The following is a 17,307-nucleotide window of genomic DNA, read 5'->3' as shown; positions in this document are numbered from 1 at the left end:
CACAGGTTGCCGGCCGTCCGTCAGTTCTTGCGCACCGCCCCGAGGAGGTACTGGTCGAGCAATGCCAGCGGGTCGTCACCGGTGGGCAGTGTCGGCACCGGGACGAAACCCGCCCGCGTGAACTCTCCGTGCCACTCGTCGCGGGTCAACAGGATCCGGTCGGTGCCGGCCCGCACGTCGGTCAGGCCTACTTGCGGCTGCCCGGGACGCGGTGACATCAAGAAGTACACCGATGTCATCAACGAGCAGTGGGCGGTACACAATTCGATCAGGATGACCGCACCGCCCGGCCGCAGGATGCCGTGGATCTCGTCGAGCGTCCGGCCGATGTCGTGAGCGTTGTGGACGACGTTGGCCGCGACCACGATGTCGCACGGCGGCTGCTCGCCGAGATCGGTGTTGAGGTCGACCATCCCGAACGTCATCCACGGGGTATCGGCGAAGCGCTGCTGTGCCGCATTGAGGAAGAACGTCGAGACATCGGTGAAGTGATATTCGACCGGTAGCCCGGCGAGACCGCCGACGATGGCGTTCGTCATGCCACCCACTCCCGCCCCCAGCTCCAGGATCCGCACCGGCGACCGCTCGGTCATCAGCCGGCGAACGGTATCGGAGACCGCCTCGCACGCCTTCTGGTTGAGGTGGCGACTGATGACGTTGTCGCGGTAGAACGCATCGGCGGTGGCCGTCGACCCGTCCGGGAACAGCAGCTCCTGCAGGCTGAGGCGGTCGGCGACAAGCTCACCCAGATGCTCGTTGGCCGCGGCCAGGAATTCCCCGAACGGCGCCGGATAACCGAGGTCCTCGCACACTGCGACGAGGTCGTGCCGGGTGGGCGACGGAGGTGGCCGCAACCGGCGGTAACCACCGGCTTCCCGGCCGACGAAACCACGGGTGACCAGTTCGCCCAGCCACTGACGCAGGATCCACTGATGCCGGTCCGCGATCTGGAGCCGCTCGACGATCTCCGCCGTATGGTGCACATCGCCGTCGCTCAGCACGGGGTCCAGCAACCGCGACATGGCGTCCAGCCCGAACAGATCCAAATCCTCTCGCGCCGAACGAATCCCGGTCAGGTCGAGTTCGCCCGTCTCGGCAGGTTCGCCGTCGGCCTCGACCCAACCGATCACGTCATCGAGATCAGCCCCGCCGAGCAGATCGGATGCCGCGACCTCGCAACCGAATTCAGTCTTGATCCGACGCCGCAGCTGCAGCGCGTTGAGCGAGTCGAGCCCCGACGCGACCAGCGGTGCGGTGCTGTCCAACGCCTGCAGATCGTCAACCCCGATGACTTCGGCGAACAAGCTCACCAGCCGCTGCCGGACGTCTGGCTCGTCTCGATCCACCACCGGCACCACTCGCGGTTCGACCGGCTGCGCCAGCTCCGACAGCGTGGGGCCATAACCGAGGAGGTCGAAACGGGATCGAGCCCGGTCGAGGTCGAACGCAACGACGGCGGCGGTGGCCGGTAGCCGGCTGAGCCCGAGCTCGATCGCCACGGTCGAAGGCATTGCGCGGTAGCCGATCTCAGCGAGGTTGGCGATCTCGGCGCGCCCGCGGCCCTCGAACACCGCCCACTGCCCCCACTGCACCGAGACGCAGTCGCGCCCTTCGGCGCGAAGGGTGTGCGCGAACGCGTCGAGCAGGCGGTTCGCGGCCGCGTAGACGATCTTTCCGCGTCCTCCCAAGACCGACGCCATGGATGAGCACAGCAGTATGCGAGCCTCGCCGGACAGCGGAACAGCGTCCAGCACCCGGGCGAGCCCGATCGCCTTACCCTGCAATCCACGGCCGATCTGGTCTGCGGACAGGTCGGCCAACGCGGTGTCGCCGGTGCCCTCACCGTCCATCACCGCGTGTACCAACAGATCCACCGGAGCGTCCTGCATGTCGCCGGCCAGCCGGGCCACCGCGTCGGCGTCCGTCACATCGCAGGCCACCACGCGGACATCGGTAATTTCCGACAGTCGACGGAGGCGATCGGCGGTCGCGGCCGACATCCCGGAGCGACTCGCCAGCGTGATCCGACGTGCGCCGGCCCGCGCGGCATGATCGGCGAACTCCAATCCCACCGCGCCGGTGCCGCCGGTGATGAGGACATGGCGTCCGGTGAGCGAGACTGTCGTCGGCTGCGTACCGGTGTCGACGAGCCGTTTGGCGTACAGACCGCCCTCGCGCAACGCCAGTTCGGGTTCTCCGGCGGTGTGCAGTGCGGCGATGATCGCGCCGGCATCCACTCGACCCGCCGGTAGATCCAGGTGTCTGAACGCGGTGTCGGCATACTCGCTGGAAAGGCAGCGGAATCCCGCAGCAAGCGCCGCGGCGACCGGTTCGGGCGGCCCGTCGTCGGCCAGCACCGGTTCGGCACCGACGGTGATCAGCCAGTAATCCGTGAGCCCGGCGGCAGGCGGGAACCACCAGGTGCGATCGGCGAAGAATGCCGCGACCTGTGCAGCGGCGGCGTCGACGGTCATCCGCTCAAGCGCAGGCTGCAGAACCACCAGGGCATCGACGCCGTCGGCATCGGCCGGGGAAACGACCATCCGGGCGTGCAGCTCCTGCAGCTCGGCGTGTGTCCGCAGCACCGCGGCCAGCTCGGCGCATTCACCCGTGTGATCGACGATCCCGAGGCTGCGAGGCGCCACCACCGTCCGATGAGTCAACAGTTTCCACTGCTCGACGAGTACCTGTGCCTGTGCGTCGCGGTCGGGCCGAGCCTGCGGAGCCGGCTGGGTCGTCGGCTCGGCGGGCACCGAGGCAGGCGGTGCCGTGACGCCGTGGTACGGCAACCACAACGGCAGCTCGTTCATCTGCGTGTTCGGGAAGTCCAGCAGCGGAAGCGTCACGGTGGCATCCGATCCCGAACGCAGTGTCTCCCAGCGGTAGTCGATGTCGTTGACTGCCAACGCGGCGAGGTTGGCAGTGAACACGCTCAGATCCCCGGCGTCCCGTTCGGAGGTACCGACCACCGTCGCCCGGGCCTGCAGTGCAGCGAGGTTCTCCTCGATGGCGAGGTGCAACGTCGGGTGCTCGGACAGCTCGACGAAGACGTCGGTACCGCCCGCGACAGCCGCCGCGATCGCCCGGTCGAACCGAACGGTGTTGCGCAGGTTCCAGAACCAGTAGTCCGCGACCGCCAGATCGGATGTCACCCGGCCGCCCAACGTCGCACCGATGAGCTCGGTGTCGCTGTCGAGGAATTCCCCATGACGCAGGCCGCCGCGGACGGCGTCGACGACCACGTCACGAATCTGGCTGACGGCGTTGGTGTGCGCCGGGTAGCTCACCGGGATGACACGAGTGAACAGACCGCGCGCAGCCAAAGTGTCCACCGCACTCTGCACCGTATCGCGCTCGCCCGAGATACCCACCATCCGAGGTGAATTCACCACCGAGACTTGAGCCCACCCGTATTGGCGGGCCAGCACTTCCTCGCACTCGTCGCGGTCGGTGGCCACGACTGCCATCGCAAACGCGTCCGAGGCGATGGTCTCGGCCGCCCGAGCGCGGATGCCCAGTACCAGCACCGCGTCTTCCAGCGTCATCTTCCCCGACAGGTACGCCGCGGCGATCTCCCCCTGGCTGTGCCCGACCGCCGCGTCGGCGTCGATGCCGACCGAGCGCCACATCGCGCCGAGCGCCACCATCTGCACGAACAGCGCGGACTGCACCATGGCGGTGCCATCGCCGACCTCGGTCGTGCCGAGCAGATAGCCCAGCGGTGAGGTGCCGAACAGCTCGCCGAAAACGCGATCACAGCGGTCGGCTTCGGCACGATACGCCGGAACCTGTTGGTAGAACAGGGCACCCATGCCGGGGCGTTGGCTGCCCTGGCCGGGCAACACGTAGGCGATGCGCCGCGGTGCCGCGGAGTCGTCGGAACGTGCCACCGCCGGATGACCGCGGCCATCGGCGACCGACTCGAGCGCGTCGACGAGGCCGTCGTGGCTGGTGACCATCGCCAGGGCGCGGTAGCGCTTTGGCAGACGCGTTCGAAACAGCATGTCGGCCACCCGCTCCGGCGGTGCGGCGGGGTGGTCGTGCAGATAGGACGTCAGCGCGGCGGCCTCGGCGCGGAGCAGACCGGACGTGTCGGCCGACAGCAGAACGGGAATGCTCCCGTCGGGAAGACGGTAGTCAGAAATCGTCCCGCTCCTCTCCTGCCGGCATACCGATGATGGTGTGTGCGTTGACCCCGCCGGCTCCGTACGACGACACGGCACCGTACCTGCTTCCCCGTGTGGGCTCCCATGGTTGCAACTTGGTGGCCAATCGCAGGCCGGAACGGTCCCAATCCACTTGGGTCGTGGGGTTTTCCGTGAACAGCGACGCCGGCACCTGGCCGTGCCAACCGGCGAGCAGCACCTTGATCACACCGAGCATTCCCGCAGCGGCCTGAGCGTGCCCGAGATTGGATTTCGACGATCCGACGAACGCGTTCGATCCTGCGGCGCCGTAAGTGCCTGCCAAAGCGCTGAGTTCGGCTCGATCCCCGGCACGCGTCGCGGTGCCGTGGCCTTCGATCATGCCGATGTCAGCTGCCTCGACCCCGGCGGTCGCCATGACGCGTCGGATCAAAGCGGCCTGGGCATCCGCACTTGGCGTCAGGATCGCCTTCCCTTTGCCGTTGTGGTTGTAGTGGCTGCCAAGAATGCGGCCGAATACCCGGTGTCCCTCGCGTCGTGCCCGTGACTCGCGTTCGACGACGACGAAGCCCGCACCCTCGCCCCACACCGTTCCGGTGGCGTCGTCAGCGTATGCGCGGCAATGGCCGTCGACCGCCAACGCGTTGTGTTTGGCGAAGTCGTAGATGATCGCCGGTGACCCCATGATGCACACACCGCCGGCGAGCGCCCAGTCGCACTCGCCATTGCGAACCGACGCAGCGGCCAGATGCAGCGCCGTCAGCGACGACGCACACGCGGTGTTGACGGTCGCCGACGGACCGGCCAATCCGAGAGAGTGCGACACGCGTCCGGCGATGCTCTCGGTGACGAAACCGACTGTGCGATATCCGCCGTACTCGTCTGCCCGGGAAGCTGACGGCCCATACTCTGTCGGGTACGCCCCGACGAAACAGCCGGCGTCCTCCCCATCGAGAGCTGCGGGGTTGATTCCGGTGTTCTCCACCGCTTTCCACGCCGTCTTCATCGCGAGCCGGATCTGCGGACTGGTAATCGTCGCCTCGACCTGGCCGATATTGAAGAATGCCGGGTCGAACGCGCCCGGATCATCGAGAAAGCCGCCGGCGTCACACACGTCGGCCCACCCGTCGATTCGCGACAGCGACATCATGTCGTCCACCGGCCAACCGCGATCGCGAGGCAGCGGACCGATCAGTTCCCGGGATTCGCTCAGTGCGGCCCAGTAGGCGGCCGGGGTGTGAACGCCGCCCGGTGCCTCCACCGACATTCCGGAGATGACGACGTGGTCGACGTCATCGAGCACCGTCCGGGTCATCGGCGAACCTCACACCCCGCCAACAGATCCCGGATCGCATCGTAGTGGTCTGTGAGGAAGAAGTGTCCACCGTCGAACATCGTGACCTCGACGTCGTCGCTGTGATCACGCCAGCCGTGGAGATCGGCCATCGTCACGATAGGGTCGTGCGCTCCGCCGAGGACGCGAATACCCGCGGTCACTTTGGTAGTCGGATCGCAACGGTAGGACTCCGCGGCCCGGTGGTCGGCACGCACGACCGGGAAAGTCATCTTGACCAGCTCGGGATCGGCAACGACGTCGGCGTTGGTGCCGCCGAGGAACCGCAGGTGCTGCAGCAGGCCGTCGTCGTCTTTGGGGGCAGGTGGCTTGCCGGCCAATCGGTGCGGCGCGACCGCGGCGACCACCGTCAACTGCCGGACCTTCACACCGGCCCGCTCGGCGATTCTGGCGAACTCGAACGAGATGTGCGCGCCCATACTGTGCCCGAAGGTCATGAGCGGTGTACCGCAGTTATATTGCGACGCTTCGAATTCCGCGAAGGCGCCGGCTGCGATGTCCGACACCGACGTCAGCGGCGGCTCGCCCGCGCGGTCCTGCCTGCCTGGGTACTGAAAGGCGATGACGTCGAAGTGCTCACTGAGCACCCGTGAGAACTGCCGGTACCACGATGCTCCGGCCCCGGCATGCGGAAAGATCAGCAGCGGTTGCCGCCCGACCGTATCGGGGTTGTGGAACTTCCTGATCCATCCTTGTCTCTGACGCACAGACAATCAGGCTAGCCTAACCTTTTCTTAGGCGTCGCCCTTCGTCCCGCTTTCAGCAGCCCTTCAGCCGGACCGCCAGGTAGTCGGGCACCTTGTCCAACGCGACGCGCTCCTGCGTCATGGCGTCACGCTCGCGGATGGTGACCGCGCCGTCCTCCAGCGTGTCGAAGTCAACCGTCACGCAGTAGGGCGTGCCGATCTCGTCCTGGCGGCGGTAGCGGCGGCCGATCGCCCCGGCGTCGTCGAACTCGACGTTCCAGCTCTTGCGCAGTTCGGCCGCCAGGTCGCGGGCCTTGGGCGAGAGATCCGCATGCCGGGACAGCGGGAGCACCGCGGCCTTGACCGGAGCCAGCCGCGGGTCGAGCTTGAGCACCGTGCGCTTGTCCACCCCGCCCTTGGCGTTGGGCGCCTCGTCCTCGGTGTAGGAATCGACCAGGAACGCCATCAGCGAGCGGGTCAGGCCGGCTGCCGGCTCGATCACATACGGCACATAGCGGGTATCGGCGGCCTGATCGTAGAACGACAGGTCGACACCGGAATGCTCTGAGTGCGTGGACAAGTCGAAGTTGGTGCGGTTGGCGATGCCTTCCAGCTCACCCCACGGGTTACCGGCGAAGCCGAACTTGTACTCGATGTCGGTGGTGCCTGCGCTGTAGTGCGACAGCTTCTCCAGCGGGTGCTCGAACAGGCGCAGGTTCTCACGCTTGATACCCAAGTCGATGTACCACTGCAGCCGGGTATCGATCCAATACTTGTGCCACTCGCCCGCGGTCGAGGGCTCGACGAAGAACTCCATCTCCATCTGCTCGAACTCGCGGGTGCGGAAGATGAAGTTGCCCGGCGTGATCTCGTTGCGGAAGCTCTTGCCGATCTGGCCGATACCGAACGGCGGCTTGCGGCGCGCGGTGGTCACCACGTTGGCGAAGTTGACGAAGATGCCCTGCGCGGTCTCAGGCCGCAGGTAGTGCAGACCTTCCTCGCTCTCGATCGGGCCGAGGTAGGTCTTGAGCATCATGTTGAAGTCACGCGGCTCGGTCCACTGGCCGGGATCACCGGTCTCGGGATCGCGGATGTCGGCCAAGCCGTTGGGCGGCGGACACCCGTGCTTGGCCTCGTAGGCCTCGATGAGATGGTCAGCACGGTAACGCTTGTGCGTGATCAGCGACTCCACGAGCGGATCGTTGAACACGTCGACGTGACCGGAAGCCACCCACACCTGACGCGGCAGGATGATCGCGCTGTCCAGGCCGACGACGTCGTCGCGACCGGTGACCACGGACCGCCACCACTGCCGCTTGATGTTCTCCTTGAGCTCGACGCCGAGTGGCCCGTAATCCCACGCCGACTTCGTGCCGCCGTAAATTTCGCCGGACTGGTAGACCAGACCACGGCGTTTGGCCAGGTTCGCAACGGTGTCGATGATGGATGCCACGGTGCAACAGAGTAGCGATACCGCGCGAGTACCGATAATCCGCCAGAACTGTTGACATGCGATTTCATGCATGTATTCTGGCAGTTAATGAAAACCGTTTCCAGTTTGGCCGACTCTACTCCGTCAGATCGCCACGCCGACCACGACACGGTGCGCGATCACGAGAGCGCGCCGGCACCGGAGCTACCACCGCGCGAGATCCTCGAAACCGCCGGCGAGTTGCTGCGCGCCCTGGCTGCGCCGGTACGGATCGCGATCGTGCTGCAGTTGCGGCAGTCGGGGCGCTGCGTCCACGAGCTGGTCGACGCCCTCGACGTGCCGCAGCCCCTGGTCAGCCAGCACCTCAGGATCCTCAAGCAGGCCGGCGTGGTGTCCAGTGCGCGGGCCGGGCGTGAGGTGCTCTACCGCCTCGTCGACCACCACCTGGCCCACATCGTCGTCGACGCGGTCATCCACGCCGGAGAGGACAGACGGTGACCGGTGCCGTCCGATCCACCCGGCAGCGGGCAGCGATCGCGGACCTGCTCAACGAAACCGAGGGATTCCGCTCCGCCCAGGAACTGCACGACGAACTCCGGAGCCGCGGCGAGGGCATCGGCCTGACGACGGTGTATCGCACGCTGCAGGCGATGGCCGGCGCGGGCGTCGTCGACACCCTGCGCACCGACACCGGCGAATCGGTGTACCGGCGGTGCTCGGAGCACCATCACCACCACCTGGTGTGCCGCAACTGCGGTTCCACAGTCGAGGTGTCCGGTGGCGACGTGGAGACCTGGGCCGCCAATGTCGCCCGCGAGCACGGCTTCTCCGACATCAGCCACACCATCGAGATCTTCGGGGTGTGCGGCGATTGTGTCGGATCAGCCGACTGAATCACCGATCACGCCGCCGGGATCAGGTCATGACATGAGGTCGCGACGGATGTCGGCACCCGTCGCCAACACCATCAGGATCAGCGTGCGCAAAGCTTCGTCGGTGAGCCCGGCCGCCGGAAAGTTGTAACGCAGCATCACGTCGGCGACCTTCTTCACCGAGCTCTTGCGCACCGCCCCTTTCGCCGTCGCACCGTTGACGGGCGTGGTGACCAACTTCTCCACCAAGACCACCGAACCCAGCATGGTGCGGCTGGCATGATCGGTCACCCGTTCGCGAATCTTGTTGTTGAGCGGCAGATCCCACGCCAGCGGCTGCGTCAGAGACACCATCTCCAGCCCTTCGGCGATGGTGACGACGCGCACCGAGGCGACCGATCCGTCGACGGTGACGGTCAGCGCTTCGTCCTCCTCCTCGACGACGGACATCACCTCACCGAGCGCGGAGGACAACTGTTGCAGGAGGCTAGGCATCACGCATCACGCCCTGCCGAAGCGACGGTTGCGGTTGACGTATTCCTCGCAGGCCGCCCACAGATCGCGACGGTCGTAATCGGGCCACAGCTTGTCCTGGAACACGAACTCCGCGTACGCGGCTTGCCAGAGCAGGAAGTTGCTGGCCCGCCGCTCCCCCGAAGTGCGGATGAACAGGTCGACATCGGGGATGTCGGGCCGGTGCAGGTGTTTGGCGAACAACGCCTCGCTGATACGGCTCGGATTCACGGTGCCCGCTACTGCGTCTTCGGCAAGCGCCCTAGCCGCCTCCACGATCTCGGTACGCCCGCCGTAGTTCACACAGTAATTGACGGTGATGACATCGTTGTCGACGGTCATCTGCTCGGCGATATCGAACTCCTTGATGACGCTGCGCCACATCTTGGGCCGCGAGCCGACCCACCGCATGTTCACACCCATGGCGTCCAGATTCTCCCGGCGGCGGCGCACCACCTCCCGGTTGAAGCCCATCAAGAACCGGACTTCCTCGGCGCTGCGCTTCCAGTTCTCGGTCGAGAATGCATACACGCTCAAATGTTTGATACCGAGCTCGATGGCGCCGCAGGTGATGTCGATCAACACCGCCTCACCCATCTTGTGCCCCTCGGTCCGGCCCAGCCCCCGCTGGGTGGCCCAGCGACCGTTGCCGTCCATCACCACCGCGACGTGATTGGGCACCTGTTCTGCCGGGATCTGCGGCGCGGCAGCCTTCGAGGTGTGCTGCGGCGGGCGAGAGAAGCGGCCGTTGGTATTAGGCGGCAACTCCGGGAAAACGACCGGCCAGGTCGATGTGTCGGGGAAAGTCGGATAGTCCTCAGGCGCCGGGGGAAGCTGCGGGTAGGTGATCTTGCCCCGTTTGAATGCCATGTGTCATATCCTGCCCGACCAGCGCGGCCCGTCGATCGGCGACTGTCCGATCCACCCGGTAGGCCCGCTCGACCAGAGGCAACGTCCGCAGCTGACGTTCCAGATGCCACTGCAGGTGCGCCGCGATGAGCCCGCTGGCCTGGCTGCGGTGCCCCGACGTCGTCGTCTCGGCATACTCCCAGTCGCCGTCATGCAGCGCCGTCATCAGCTCGAGTACCGCCTGCGGCGGTGTGGACGATCCGCTGGGCCGGCAATGCACGCACACACTGCCGCCGGCGGCGACGTGGAATGCGCGATGCGGGCCTGGCGCGGCACAGCGGGCACATTCGGTCAGCGCCGGCGCCCAGCCGGCCACCCCCATCGCCCGCAGCAGATAAGAGTCGAGGACCAACTCCCGAGCGCGGGCACCGTCGGCGACTGCCCGCAGCGCCGCCACCGTCAGCCGGTGCAGTGCGGGCATCGGCGCCCGCTCCTCGCCGGCCAACCGTTCGGCGGTCTCCAACATGGCGCACGCACACGTGTAGCGACCGTAGTCGCTGACGATGTCGGCGGCGAAGGCGTCAATGGCCTGAACCTGCGTGACGATGTCGAGATTGCGGCCGGGATGCAGCTGAACGTCGATATGAGCAAACGGCTCCAGCCGAGCACCGAACTTACTGCGGGTACGCCGCACCCCCTTGGCCACCGCGCGGACCAAACCGTGGTCGCGGGTGAGCAGGGTGACGATCCGGTCAGCCTCGCCGAGCTTGTGCTGGCGCAGCACTACCGCTCGATCCCGGTACAGCCGCATCGGGACAGTCTCTCATCGTGGCCGGACAGATTTGCCGAACGCACCGCCGATATCCTCAAATGTGATGGGAAAATCCACGGCCACCGACTCGCCCCCTCCGGTATCGGATTCCCTCGTCAAACAGCTCTACCAGCTCGCCAGTGGCACCGTCACATCTGAGCAACTGATACAGCGGTCACTGCATGCCATCGACGCCAGCCAGTCCACGCTCAACGCGTTCCGGGTGGTCCTCGCCGAGCAGGCGATGACCGACGCCGCCGCCGCTGACCGCAAACGCGCGGCCGGTGAGCAACTGCCGCTGCTGGGAATTCCCATCGCGGTCAAGGACGATGTCGACATTGCCGGGGTGCCCACCCGCTTCGGTACTGACGCCGATATCCGACCGGCCACGGCCGACTCCGAGGTGGTGCGCCGGCTCAGAGAGGCCGGCGCGGTCATCGTCGGCAAGACCAACACCTGCGAGCTCGGGCAGTGGCCGTTCACTGGTGGACCGGCATTCGGCCACACCCGCAATCCGTGGTCACGGAAACACAGCGCAGGCGGCTCCTCCGGCGGCAGCGCGGCAGCCGTAGCCGCCGGACTGGTCAGCGCGGCCATCGGCTCTGACGGCGCGGGCAGTGTCCGCATCCCCGCGGCCTGGACCCACCTGGTCGGTATCAAACCGCAGCGCGGACGGATCTCCACCTGGCCGCTGCCCGAAGCGTGCAACGGCGTCACCGTCAACGGGGTGCTGGCCCGTACCGTCAGCGACGCCGCACTGGTACTCGACGCCGCGTCGGGCAATGCCACCGGCGATCTGCACCAACCACCACCCGTGCAGGTCGCCGACTACGTGGGTCAAGCGCCGGGGCCGCTGCGGGTCGCGGTGTCGACGGCCTTGCCGCTCACCGGATTCCGGGCCCGGCTGAACCCGGAAATCCTGGCCGCGTTGCACACTGTCGCTGAACAACTCGGCCAGCTGGGACACAGCGTCGTCAGCAAAGACCCCAATTACAGCCGCCGGATGGCGTGGGATTTCCTGTCGCGCTCCACTGCCGGGCTGCTGGACTGGGCCGAGAGACTCGGCGAGCAACACCACGGTGCCGGCTACGACGAACGCACCGTGATCAACATGCGCATCGGCCGGCTGCTCTCCGAGGATGTGCTGCGCAAAGCCAGGGCCCACGAAGCCGAGGCACGACGCCGCATCGGCTGGATCTTCAACCTCGTCGACGTCATCATCGCGCCCACCACCGCCCTGCCACCACCCCTGACGCACGAATTCGACCAGCTCAGCTGGGCGGCCACCGAACGCGCAGCCATCCAGTACTGCCCGATGACCTGGCCGTGGAACCTGCTGGGCTGGCCGGCGATCAGCGTCCCGGCCGGCTTCACCTCCGACGGGTTGCCGATCGGCGTGCAACTGATGGGTCCGGCCAACAGTGAGCCGCTGTTGATCTCACTGGCCGCTGAGCTGGAAGCGATCAACGACTGGGCCGCCAGAGAACCCGCGTCGTGGTGGAACACCCCGCAGGCGGCTTCGCCGCGGCAGCAAAGAATCGAGTAGTCACCTACTCTATCGCTCATTCACAGCATCTTCATAGACTGATGTCAGGCTGCACCCAGCTGCCGGCCCACGTTCCACAAGCGTCTGGAGGCTCTCATGGCAATCAGAAATCTCACCCGCTCAGCTGCGGCGGCAGCCCTCGGCATGGGCGTTCTCGTCCCGGTGCCGGCCGTCGCCGATCCCCTGCCGTACGGACCCGATACCTGCATCCAGGGTTATGTCTGGCGGGAGGCCCGCCCCGGAGACAACGTGTGCGTCACCCCCGACGTGCGGTCGACGGTGGCCCAGCAGAATGCAAACCCCGGCGCGCACAAAGACCCCAACGGCGCGTACGGACCGCAGACCTGTGACCAGGGCTACGTGTGGCGCGAGGCATTCGACGGCGACACGGTCTGCGTCACACCGGACTTCCGCCAACAGATGCGCAACGACAACGCCGCCGCGGCGTCGCGCAGGCAGGCCACCCAACCGCAACCCACGCCCAACGCGTCCCCCAGCGGGTCGACGGTGCTGTTCGAGGTCACCGGATCCGGCGAGGTGTACAACATCGTCACCGACCCGGCGGGAGCGAACGTCGCCGATCACACGACGATCCCGTGGCAGCGAACCGTCACTGTCGGACCCGACGTCCAGATGTTGCAAGTCGTCGCGACCGGTCGCGACACTCCCGGGCCCGGCTGCCGCATCACGCTGGACGGAAAAGTTGTCGCCGAACAGCCGGTCGGCGGAAGCGCGCACTGCGTGTTCAGCCGGTCCTGAGACGTCAGAACCCGAGCCGACCCAGCTGTTTGGGGTCACGCTGCCAGTTCTTGGCGATCTTCACCCGGAGATCCAGATAGACCTTTGTGCCGAGCAGCTTTTCGATCTGGATGCGGGCCGCGGTGCCGACCTCGCGCAGCCGCGCACCGCCTTTGCCGATGACGATGCCCTTCTGGCTGTCGCGCTCGACATAGAGGATCGCGTGCACATCGATGAGATCGTCCCGGCCTTCTCGTTCTTCAACGTCCTCGATCACTACGGCCAGCGAGTGCGGCAGTTCATCACGCACGCCCTCCAGTGCGGCCTCACGGATGAGCTCGGCCATCAGGACTTCCTCGGGCTCATCGGTCAACTCGCCGTCGGGATAGTAGGCCGGCCCGGGCGGCAGTGCGGAGACGAGAACATCGGTGAGTACATCGAGTTGTTCGTTGGCGGTGGCCGATACCGGAACGATCTCGGTGTCGGGTCCCGATTCTGACTGCTCCTCGCGTCCGCGGACCAACTCGCTGACGGCCATCAGTTGCGCGGCGACACGGTCTTTGGGCACCTTGTCGATCTTGGTGACGATGGCGATCAGGGTGGTCTTCGGTGCGACCGCACGGATCTGCTGATATATCCAGCGATCTCCCGGGCCTATCGGCTCGTCGGCAGGAATGCACAAGCCGATCACATCCACCTCGGAGTAGGTGTCCTTGACCAGATCGTTGAGCCGCTGGCCCAACAAGGTGCGAGGACGGTGCAGGCCCGGTGTGTCGACCAGGATGATCTGGAAATCCTCACGGTGCACGATGCCGCGGATGGTGTGTCGCGTGGTCTGCGGCCGGTTCGACGTGATCGCGACCTTGCTCCCGACCAGGGCATTGGTCAGCGTCGACTTGCCGGTGTTGGGCCGGCCGACAAAACAGACGAACCCAGAGCGGAATTCAGTCATGAAACACTCCCCGAGTGTGAATTCGGCGCAGTTTTTCGCACTGGCTTCACACTCGCGACGGTCATACCGGGTGTCCTGACCGGTCGGTGACGATCACTGTGGCACCGGCCGAGAGTTCGCGCACCGCAGCCACTCCGGCGTCCTGCTCGGAGCCGCCGACCAGGACCGCCGCCTCCAGACCTGTGGCGCCGCTGGAGACGGCGGCCGCCACTGCTGCCTGCAGTGCGGTCAGCCGCAGCGCGGCCAGCTCCACCGGCGCGCCGGCATAGGTGCGCCCATCGAGATCGCGGACGGCGGCACCGGCCGACGCCTCGGCACGGCCCATCGCGCCACGGGCGAGCACCACGAGTTTGGCGTCCTCGGCGTCAAGTTCGGTCATCTGAATTTTGCTCCTGTTCATCGGTCTCGATCGGGCTCACGAGCACGGTGCCGACCCGCACCCGGCCCCGACGAGCGGGGCCGCCTTCGGCGCGCAACCTCAGCTGACCCCAGTCCACCTGTGCACCGGGCAGCGGGACGCGGCCCAGTTCCAGTGCAAGCAGGCCGCCGACGGTGTCGACGTCGAGATCCTCGTCAGGCTCCAGGTCATACAGTTCGCAGAGGTCCTCGATCGGCAACCGTGCGGAGACCCGGAACTGCTTGTCACCCAAGTCCTCTACGGGCGCCACCTCATCGGTGTCGTACTCGTCGGCGATCTCGCCGACGATTTCCTCCAGCACGTCCTCGATGGTGACCAGCCCGGCGATCGCGCCGTACTCATCGACCAGCAGCGCCATGTGGTTGCGGGCAAGCTGCATGTCGTTGAGCAATTCGTCGAGCGGTTTGGAGTCCGGCACGAACACCGCCGGCCGCATCACCTGCGCGACCGTGGTGTCCCGGCCACCGTTGGTGGAGTAATAGGTCTGCTGGACAAGGTCTTTGAGATAGACCACGCCGACGACGTCGTCGACGTTCTCCCCGATCACGGGGATGCGGGAATGACCGCTGCGCACCGCCAACGAGGTGGCTTGCCCCGCAGACTTGTCGCTCTCGATCCACACCATCTCGGTGCGCGGCACCATCACCTCGCGGGCCGGGGTGTCGCCGAGCTCGAACACCGACTGGATCATCCGGCGTTCCTCGTCGGCCACCACGCCGCGCTGCTGGGCCAGATCGACCACTTCACGCAGCTCGATCTCGGAGGCGAACGGGCCGTTGCGGAAACCGCGGCCAGGCGTGAGCGCGTTGCCGATCAGCACCAGCAGCCGGCTGATAGGTGTCAACAGCACCGAAATCGCCTGCAGCGGTATCGCGGACGCCAGCGCGATCGAGTAGGCGTTCTGTCGGCCGACGGTCCGGGGGCCGACGCCGATGGCCACGAAACTGGTGACCACCATGATCGCCGCCGCGGCCACCAGGCCCCAGCTCACCCCGAGGTGACCGTCGAGATAGGCGACCAACAGCACCGTCGCACAGACTTCGCACGTGATACGCAGCAGGACTACGAGATTGATGTAGCGGGGCCGCTCCGCGACCACCCGGGACAGCCGGGCCGAGCCGGGCCGCTCGTCGCGGACCAGTTCTTCGATGCGGGCGATGGACACCGTCGACAGTGCCGCGTCGATCGCAGCGAACAGCCCGCCGAACCCGACCAGCGCGATGGCGCCGAGCAGTGGGGCAAGTCCGCTCACCGTTCGTCGCCGTTGAATTCGCCGCCGTTCAATTCGTCAAAGTATCGGGACTCGTCCAGCAGGCGCTGGTCCTTCTGGGTCTGCCGGTCGTCGTGGTACGCCTGCACCTGATTGGCCACCCACTCCTCGAGGAGTTGGCGCTGCAGGGCGAACATCTCTTTCTCCTCATCGGGCTCGGCGTGGTCGTAACCCAGCAGATGCAGCACCCCGTGCACCGTCAGCAATGCCAGCTCCTGGCCGAGCGAATGCCCCGCCTTGACCGCCTGCTGCTCGGCGAACTCCGGGCAGAGCACGATGTCGCCGAGCATCGCCGGCCCCGGCTCGGGTGAGTCGGGCCGGCCGCCGGGCTCCAGCTCGTCCATCGGGAAACTCATGACATCGGTGGGGCCCGGCAGGTCCATCCACCGCATGTGGAGGTCGGCCATCGCGGCGCTGTCCACCAACACCATCGAAAGTTCGGCTGCCGGATGCACATCCATCTTCTCGATGACGAACCGCGCGACGCTGATGAGCTCCGACTCCGAAACGTCGATGCCCGACTCGTTGGATACCTCGATGCTCATTGCCGTGACCGCCCGGTCGATGATCGGCGCTGGGCCCGGTTCAACAATGCCGGCTCCTCATGTCGTGCGTAGGCGTCGACGATCTCCGACACCAACCGGTGACGGACCACGTCAGCACTGGTCAGTTCGGTGAAGTGGATGTCTTCGATGCCGTCGAGAATGGTCATGGCGGCGCGCAACCCGGAGGTGGCACCGCCGGGCAGGTCCATCTGGGTGATGTCACCGGTGACGACGACCTTGGACCCGAACCCGAGCCGGGTCAGGAACATCTTCATCTGCTCGGCGGTGGTGTTCTGCGCCTCGTCGAGAATGATGAAGGCGTCATTGAGGGTTCTACCCCGCATATAAGCCAGCGGCGCGACCTCAATCACCCCGGCGCTCATCAGCTTTGGAATCAGCTCGGGATCCATCATGTCGTGCAGGGCGTCGTAGAGCGGCCGCAGATAGGGGTCGATCTTCTCACTGAGCGTGCCGGGCAGGAAACCAAGGCGCTCACCGGCTTCCACCGCGGGGCGGGTCAGGATGATCCGGCTGACCTGCTTGGTCTGCAGCGCGCTGACCGCTTTCGCCATGGCCAGGTACGTCTTGCCGGTACCGGCGGGGCCGATCCCGAAGACGATGGTGTGGGCGTCGATGGCGTCGACGTAGCGCTTCTGGTTGAGCGTCTTGGGCCGGATGGTCTTGCCGCGTCGGGACAGGATGTCCAGCGTCAGCACCTCGGCGGGCGATTCGTCCTCGGTCCCGGTCAGGATTGCGACGCTGTGCCGCACCGCATCCGGCGTCACCGCCTGCCCGCTGGATGCCACGGCGATCAGTTCGGCGACGACGCGTTCGGCCAGTGCCACGTCGGCCGGTTCGCCGAAGAAGGTGATCTCGTTGCCGCGCACATGGATATCGGCGGCAAGCAGGCGTTCGAGCGCCTTCAGGTTCCCGTCAGCCGAACCCAGCAGACCCACGATGATGTCGGGTTGAACACTGATGCTGCTGCGGACCGATTCCAGTGAGGAAGCCGAGGAATCAGCTGTTGTCTCGCGGGGCGTCACGTGGGGTTTGGTTCCTGCCTTCGGTATACGAGTTGTGGCACTTCCAGGGTGGTTTGCTCAGACCAGTTTACCGCCGGTCGGTGACACCTCCCAATGGATAAGCAGCACAGACGGCGAAGGGCGCCCCAGCAGG

The 17,307-nt window shown here is 66.3% G+C and carries 16 protein-coding genes; 4 read left to right on the top strand and 12 right to left on the bottom strand.

What is annotated here, in order from left to right; all coding sequences use genetic code 11:
* Nucleotides 1-20 precede the first annotated feature (20 nt).
* From nbtC to H276_RS0103310, 4 genes are read right to left on the bottom strand one after another with little or no spacing between them, the layout of a single operon-like run.
* On the bottom strand, nucleotides 21-4,223 hold the full coding sequence (gene nbtC / locus H276_RS22500; RefSeq protein WP_196807825.1) for a nocobactin polyketide synthase NbtC: 4,203 nt from the start codon (nucleotides 4,221-4,223) through the stop codon (nucleotides 21-23).
* The gene (locus H276_RS0103320; protein WP_019969886.1) at nucleotides 4,138-5,460 is read right to left on the bottom strand and encodes a polyketide synthase; all 1,323 of its coding nucleotides are present in this window, start codon (nucleotides 5,458-5,460) and stop codon (nucleotides 4,138-4,140) included. Before H276_RS0103320 ends, nbtC begins: the two co-directional genes overlap by 86 nt.
* The gene (locus tag H276_RS0103315; protein WP_019969885.1) at nucleotides 5,457-6,206 is read right to left on the bottom strand and encodes a thioesterase II family protein; all 750 of its coding nucleotides are present in this window, start codon (nucleotides 6,204-6,206) and stop codon (nucleotides 5,457-5,459) included. The genes H276_RS0103320 and H276_RS0103315 overlap by 4 nt, the downstream gene beginning before the upstream one ends.
* Nucleotides 6,207-6,258: 52 nt before the next feature.
* Entirely contained in the window at nucleotides 6,259-7,638 is a 1,380-nt protein-coding gene (locus tag H276_RS0103310) for a glycine--tRNA ligase (RefSeq protein WP_019969884.1), read from the bottom strand.
* Nucleotides 7,639-7,725: 87 nt separating this feature from the next.
* Between H276_RS0103310 and H276_RS0103305 the strand changes: the two genes are divergently transcribed.
* The gene (locus tag H276_RS0103305) at nucleotides 7,726-8,115 is read left to right on the top strand and encodes a metalloregulator ArsR/SmtB family transcription factor (RefSeq protein WP_019969883.1); all 390 of its coding nucleotides are present in this window, start codon (nucleotides 7,726-7,728) and stop codon (nucleotides 8,113-8,115) included.
* Entirely contained in the window at nucleotides 8,112-8,510 is a 399-nt protein-coding gene (locus H276_RS0103300) for a Fur family transcriptional regulator (protein ID WP_019969882.1), read from the top strand. The genes H276_RS0103305 and H276_RS0103300 overlap by 4 nt, the downstream gene beginning before the upstream one ends.
* 27 nt (nucleotides 8,511-8,537) lie before the next feature.
* Here H276_RS0103300 and H276_RS0103295 read toward each other — a convergent pair whose 3' ends face one another.
* Genes H276_RS0103295 through recO form a run of 3 tightly spaced genes read right to left on the bottom strand, consistent with a single transcriptional unit; the run spans nucleotide 8,538 to nucleotide 10,662 of the window.
* Nucleotides 8,538-8,984 (bottom strand): hypothetical protein, encoded by a 447-nt coding sequence (locus H276_RS0103295; RefSeq protein ID WP_020657103.1) that lies wholly within the window; start codon nucleotides 8,982-8,984, stop codon nucleotides 8,538-8,540.
* A gap of 6 nt (nucleotides 8,985-8,990) precedes the next feature.
* A complete protein-coding gene (locus H276_RS0103290) occupies nucleotides 8,991-9,872 on the bottom strand; it encodes a decaprenyl diphosphate synthase (RefSeq protein ID WP_019969879.1) in 882 nt (293 codons plus the stop codon).
* The gene (recO, locus tag H276_RS0103285; protein WP_019969878.1) at nucleotides 9,820-10,662 is read right to left on the bottom strand and encodes a DNA repair protein RecO; all 843 of its coding nucleotides are present in this window, start codon (nucleotides 10,660-10,662) and stop codon (nucleotides 9,820-9,822) included. The genes H276_RS0103290 and recO overlap by 53 nt, the downstream gene beginning before the upstream one ends.
* A 64-nt stretch (nucleotides 10,663-10,726) precedes the next feature.
* Here recO and H276_RS0103280 point away from each other — a divergent pair, with 64 nt between their 5' ends.
* Together H276_RS0103280 and H276_RS0103275 are read left to right on the top strand one after the other, a co-directional pair.
* Entirely contained in the window at nucleotides 10,727-12,208 is a 1,482-nt protein-coding gene (locus H276_RS0103280) for an amidase (protein ID WP_019969877.1), read from the top strand.
* Nucleotides 12,209-12,304: 96 nt separating this feature from the next.
* Nucleotides 12,305-12,967 (top strand): MmpS family transport accessory protein, encoded by a 663-nt coding sequence (locus H276_RS0103275; RefSeq protein WP_036460542.1) that lies wholly within the window; start codon nucleotides 12,305-12,307, stop codon nucleotides 12,965-12,967.
* A 4-nt stretch (nucleotides 12,968-12,971) separates the two neighbouring features.
* Here H276_RS0103275 and era read toward each other — a convergent pair whose 3' ends face one another.
* The 5 genes from era to H276_RS0103250 form a co-directional block, all read right to left on the bottom strand.
* Complete coding sequence (gene era / locus H276_RS0103270) at nucleotides 12,972-13,898, bottom strand: GTPase Era (RefSeq protein ID WP_019969875.1); 927 nt, start codon at nucleotides 13,896-13,898, stop codon at nucleotides 12,972-12,974.
* Between the two features lie 61 nt (nucleotides 13,899-13,959).
* Complete coding sequence (locus tag H276_RS0103265; protein ID WP_019969874.1) at nucleotides 13,960-14,277, bottom strand: hypothetical protein; 318 nt, start codon at nucleotides 14,275-14,277, stop codon at nucleotides 13,960-13,962.
* The gene (locus H276_RS0103260; RefSeq protein WP_019969873.1) at nucleotides 14,264-15,568 is read right to left on the bottom strand and encodes a hemolysin family protein; all 1,305 of its coding nucleotides are present in this window, start codon (nucleotides 15,566-15,568) and stop codon (nucleotides 14,264-14,266) included. The genes H276_RS0103265 and H276_RS0103260 overlap by 14 nt, the downstream gene beginning before the upstream one ends.
* Entirely contained in the window at nucleotides 15,565-16,131 is a 567-nt protein-coding gene (gene ybeY, locus H276_RS0103255) for an rRNA maturation RNase YbeY (protein WP_019969872.1), read from the bottom strand. The genes H276_RS0103260 and ybeY overlap by 4 nt, the downstream gene beginning before the upstream one ends.
* Entirely contained in the window at nucleotides 16,128-17,174 is a 1,047-nt protein-coding gene (locus tag H276_RS0103250) for a PhoH family protein (protein WP_019969871.1), read from the bottom strand. Before H276_RS0103250 ends, ybeY begins: the two co-directional genes overlap by 4 nt.
* Nucleotides 17,175-17,307 lie beyond the last annotated feature (133 nt).

Source organism: Mycobacterium sp. 141 (genome assembly GCF_000382405.1).
In the GTDB taxonomy this organism is placed as follows: Bacteria; Actinomycetota; Actinomycetes; order Mycobacteriales; family Mycobacteriaceae; genus Mycobacterium.
Note: the sequence above shows the minus strand (reverse complement) of the source record. Positions and strands in the feature narration are given on the sequence as shown.

Bases quoted from the DNA above. Each gene is read 5' to 3' on its own strand.
- H276_RS0103320 (WP_019969886.1), bottom strand. From the start codon at position 5,460: ATGACCCGGACGGTGCTCGATGACGTCGACCACGTCGTCATCTCCGGA.
- H276_RS0103305 (WP_019969883.1), top strand. From the start codon at position 7,726: ATGAAAACCGTTTCCAGTTTGGCCGACTCTACTCCGTCAGATCGCCAC.
- H276_RS0103295 (WP_020657103.1), bottom strand. From the start codon at position 8,984: ATGCCTAGCCTCCTGCAACAGTTGTCCTCCGCGCTCGGTGAGGTGATG.
- H276_RS0103290 (WP_019969879.1), bottom strand. From the start codon at position 9,872: ATGGCATTCAAACGGGGCAAGATCACCTACCCGCAGCTTCCCCCGGCG.
- recO (WP_019969878.1), bottom strand. From the start codon at position 10,662: ATGCGGCTGTACCGGGATCGAGCGGTAGTGCTGCGCCAGCACAAGCTC.
- H276_RS0103280 (WP_019969877.1), top strand. From the start codon at position 10,727: ATGGGAAAATCCACGGCCACCGACTCGCCCCCTCCGGTATCGGATTCC.
- H276_RS0103275 (WP_036460542.1), top strand. From the start codon at position 12,305: ATGGCAATCAGAAATCTCACCCGCTCAGCTGCGGCGGCAGCCCTCGGC.
- era (WP_019969875.1), bottom strand. From the start codon at position 13,898: ATGACTGAATTCCGCTCTGGGTTCGTCTGTTTTGTCGGCCGGCCCAAC.
- H276_RS0103265 (WP_019969874.1), bottom strand. From the start codon at position 14,277: ATGACCGAACTTGACGCCGAGGACGCCAAACTCGTGGTGCTCGCCCGT.
- ybeY (WP_019969872.1), bottom strand. From the start codon at position 16,131: ATGAGCATCGAGGTATCCAACGAGTCGGGCATCGACGTTTCGGAGTCG.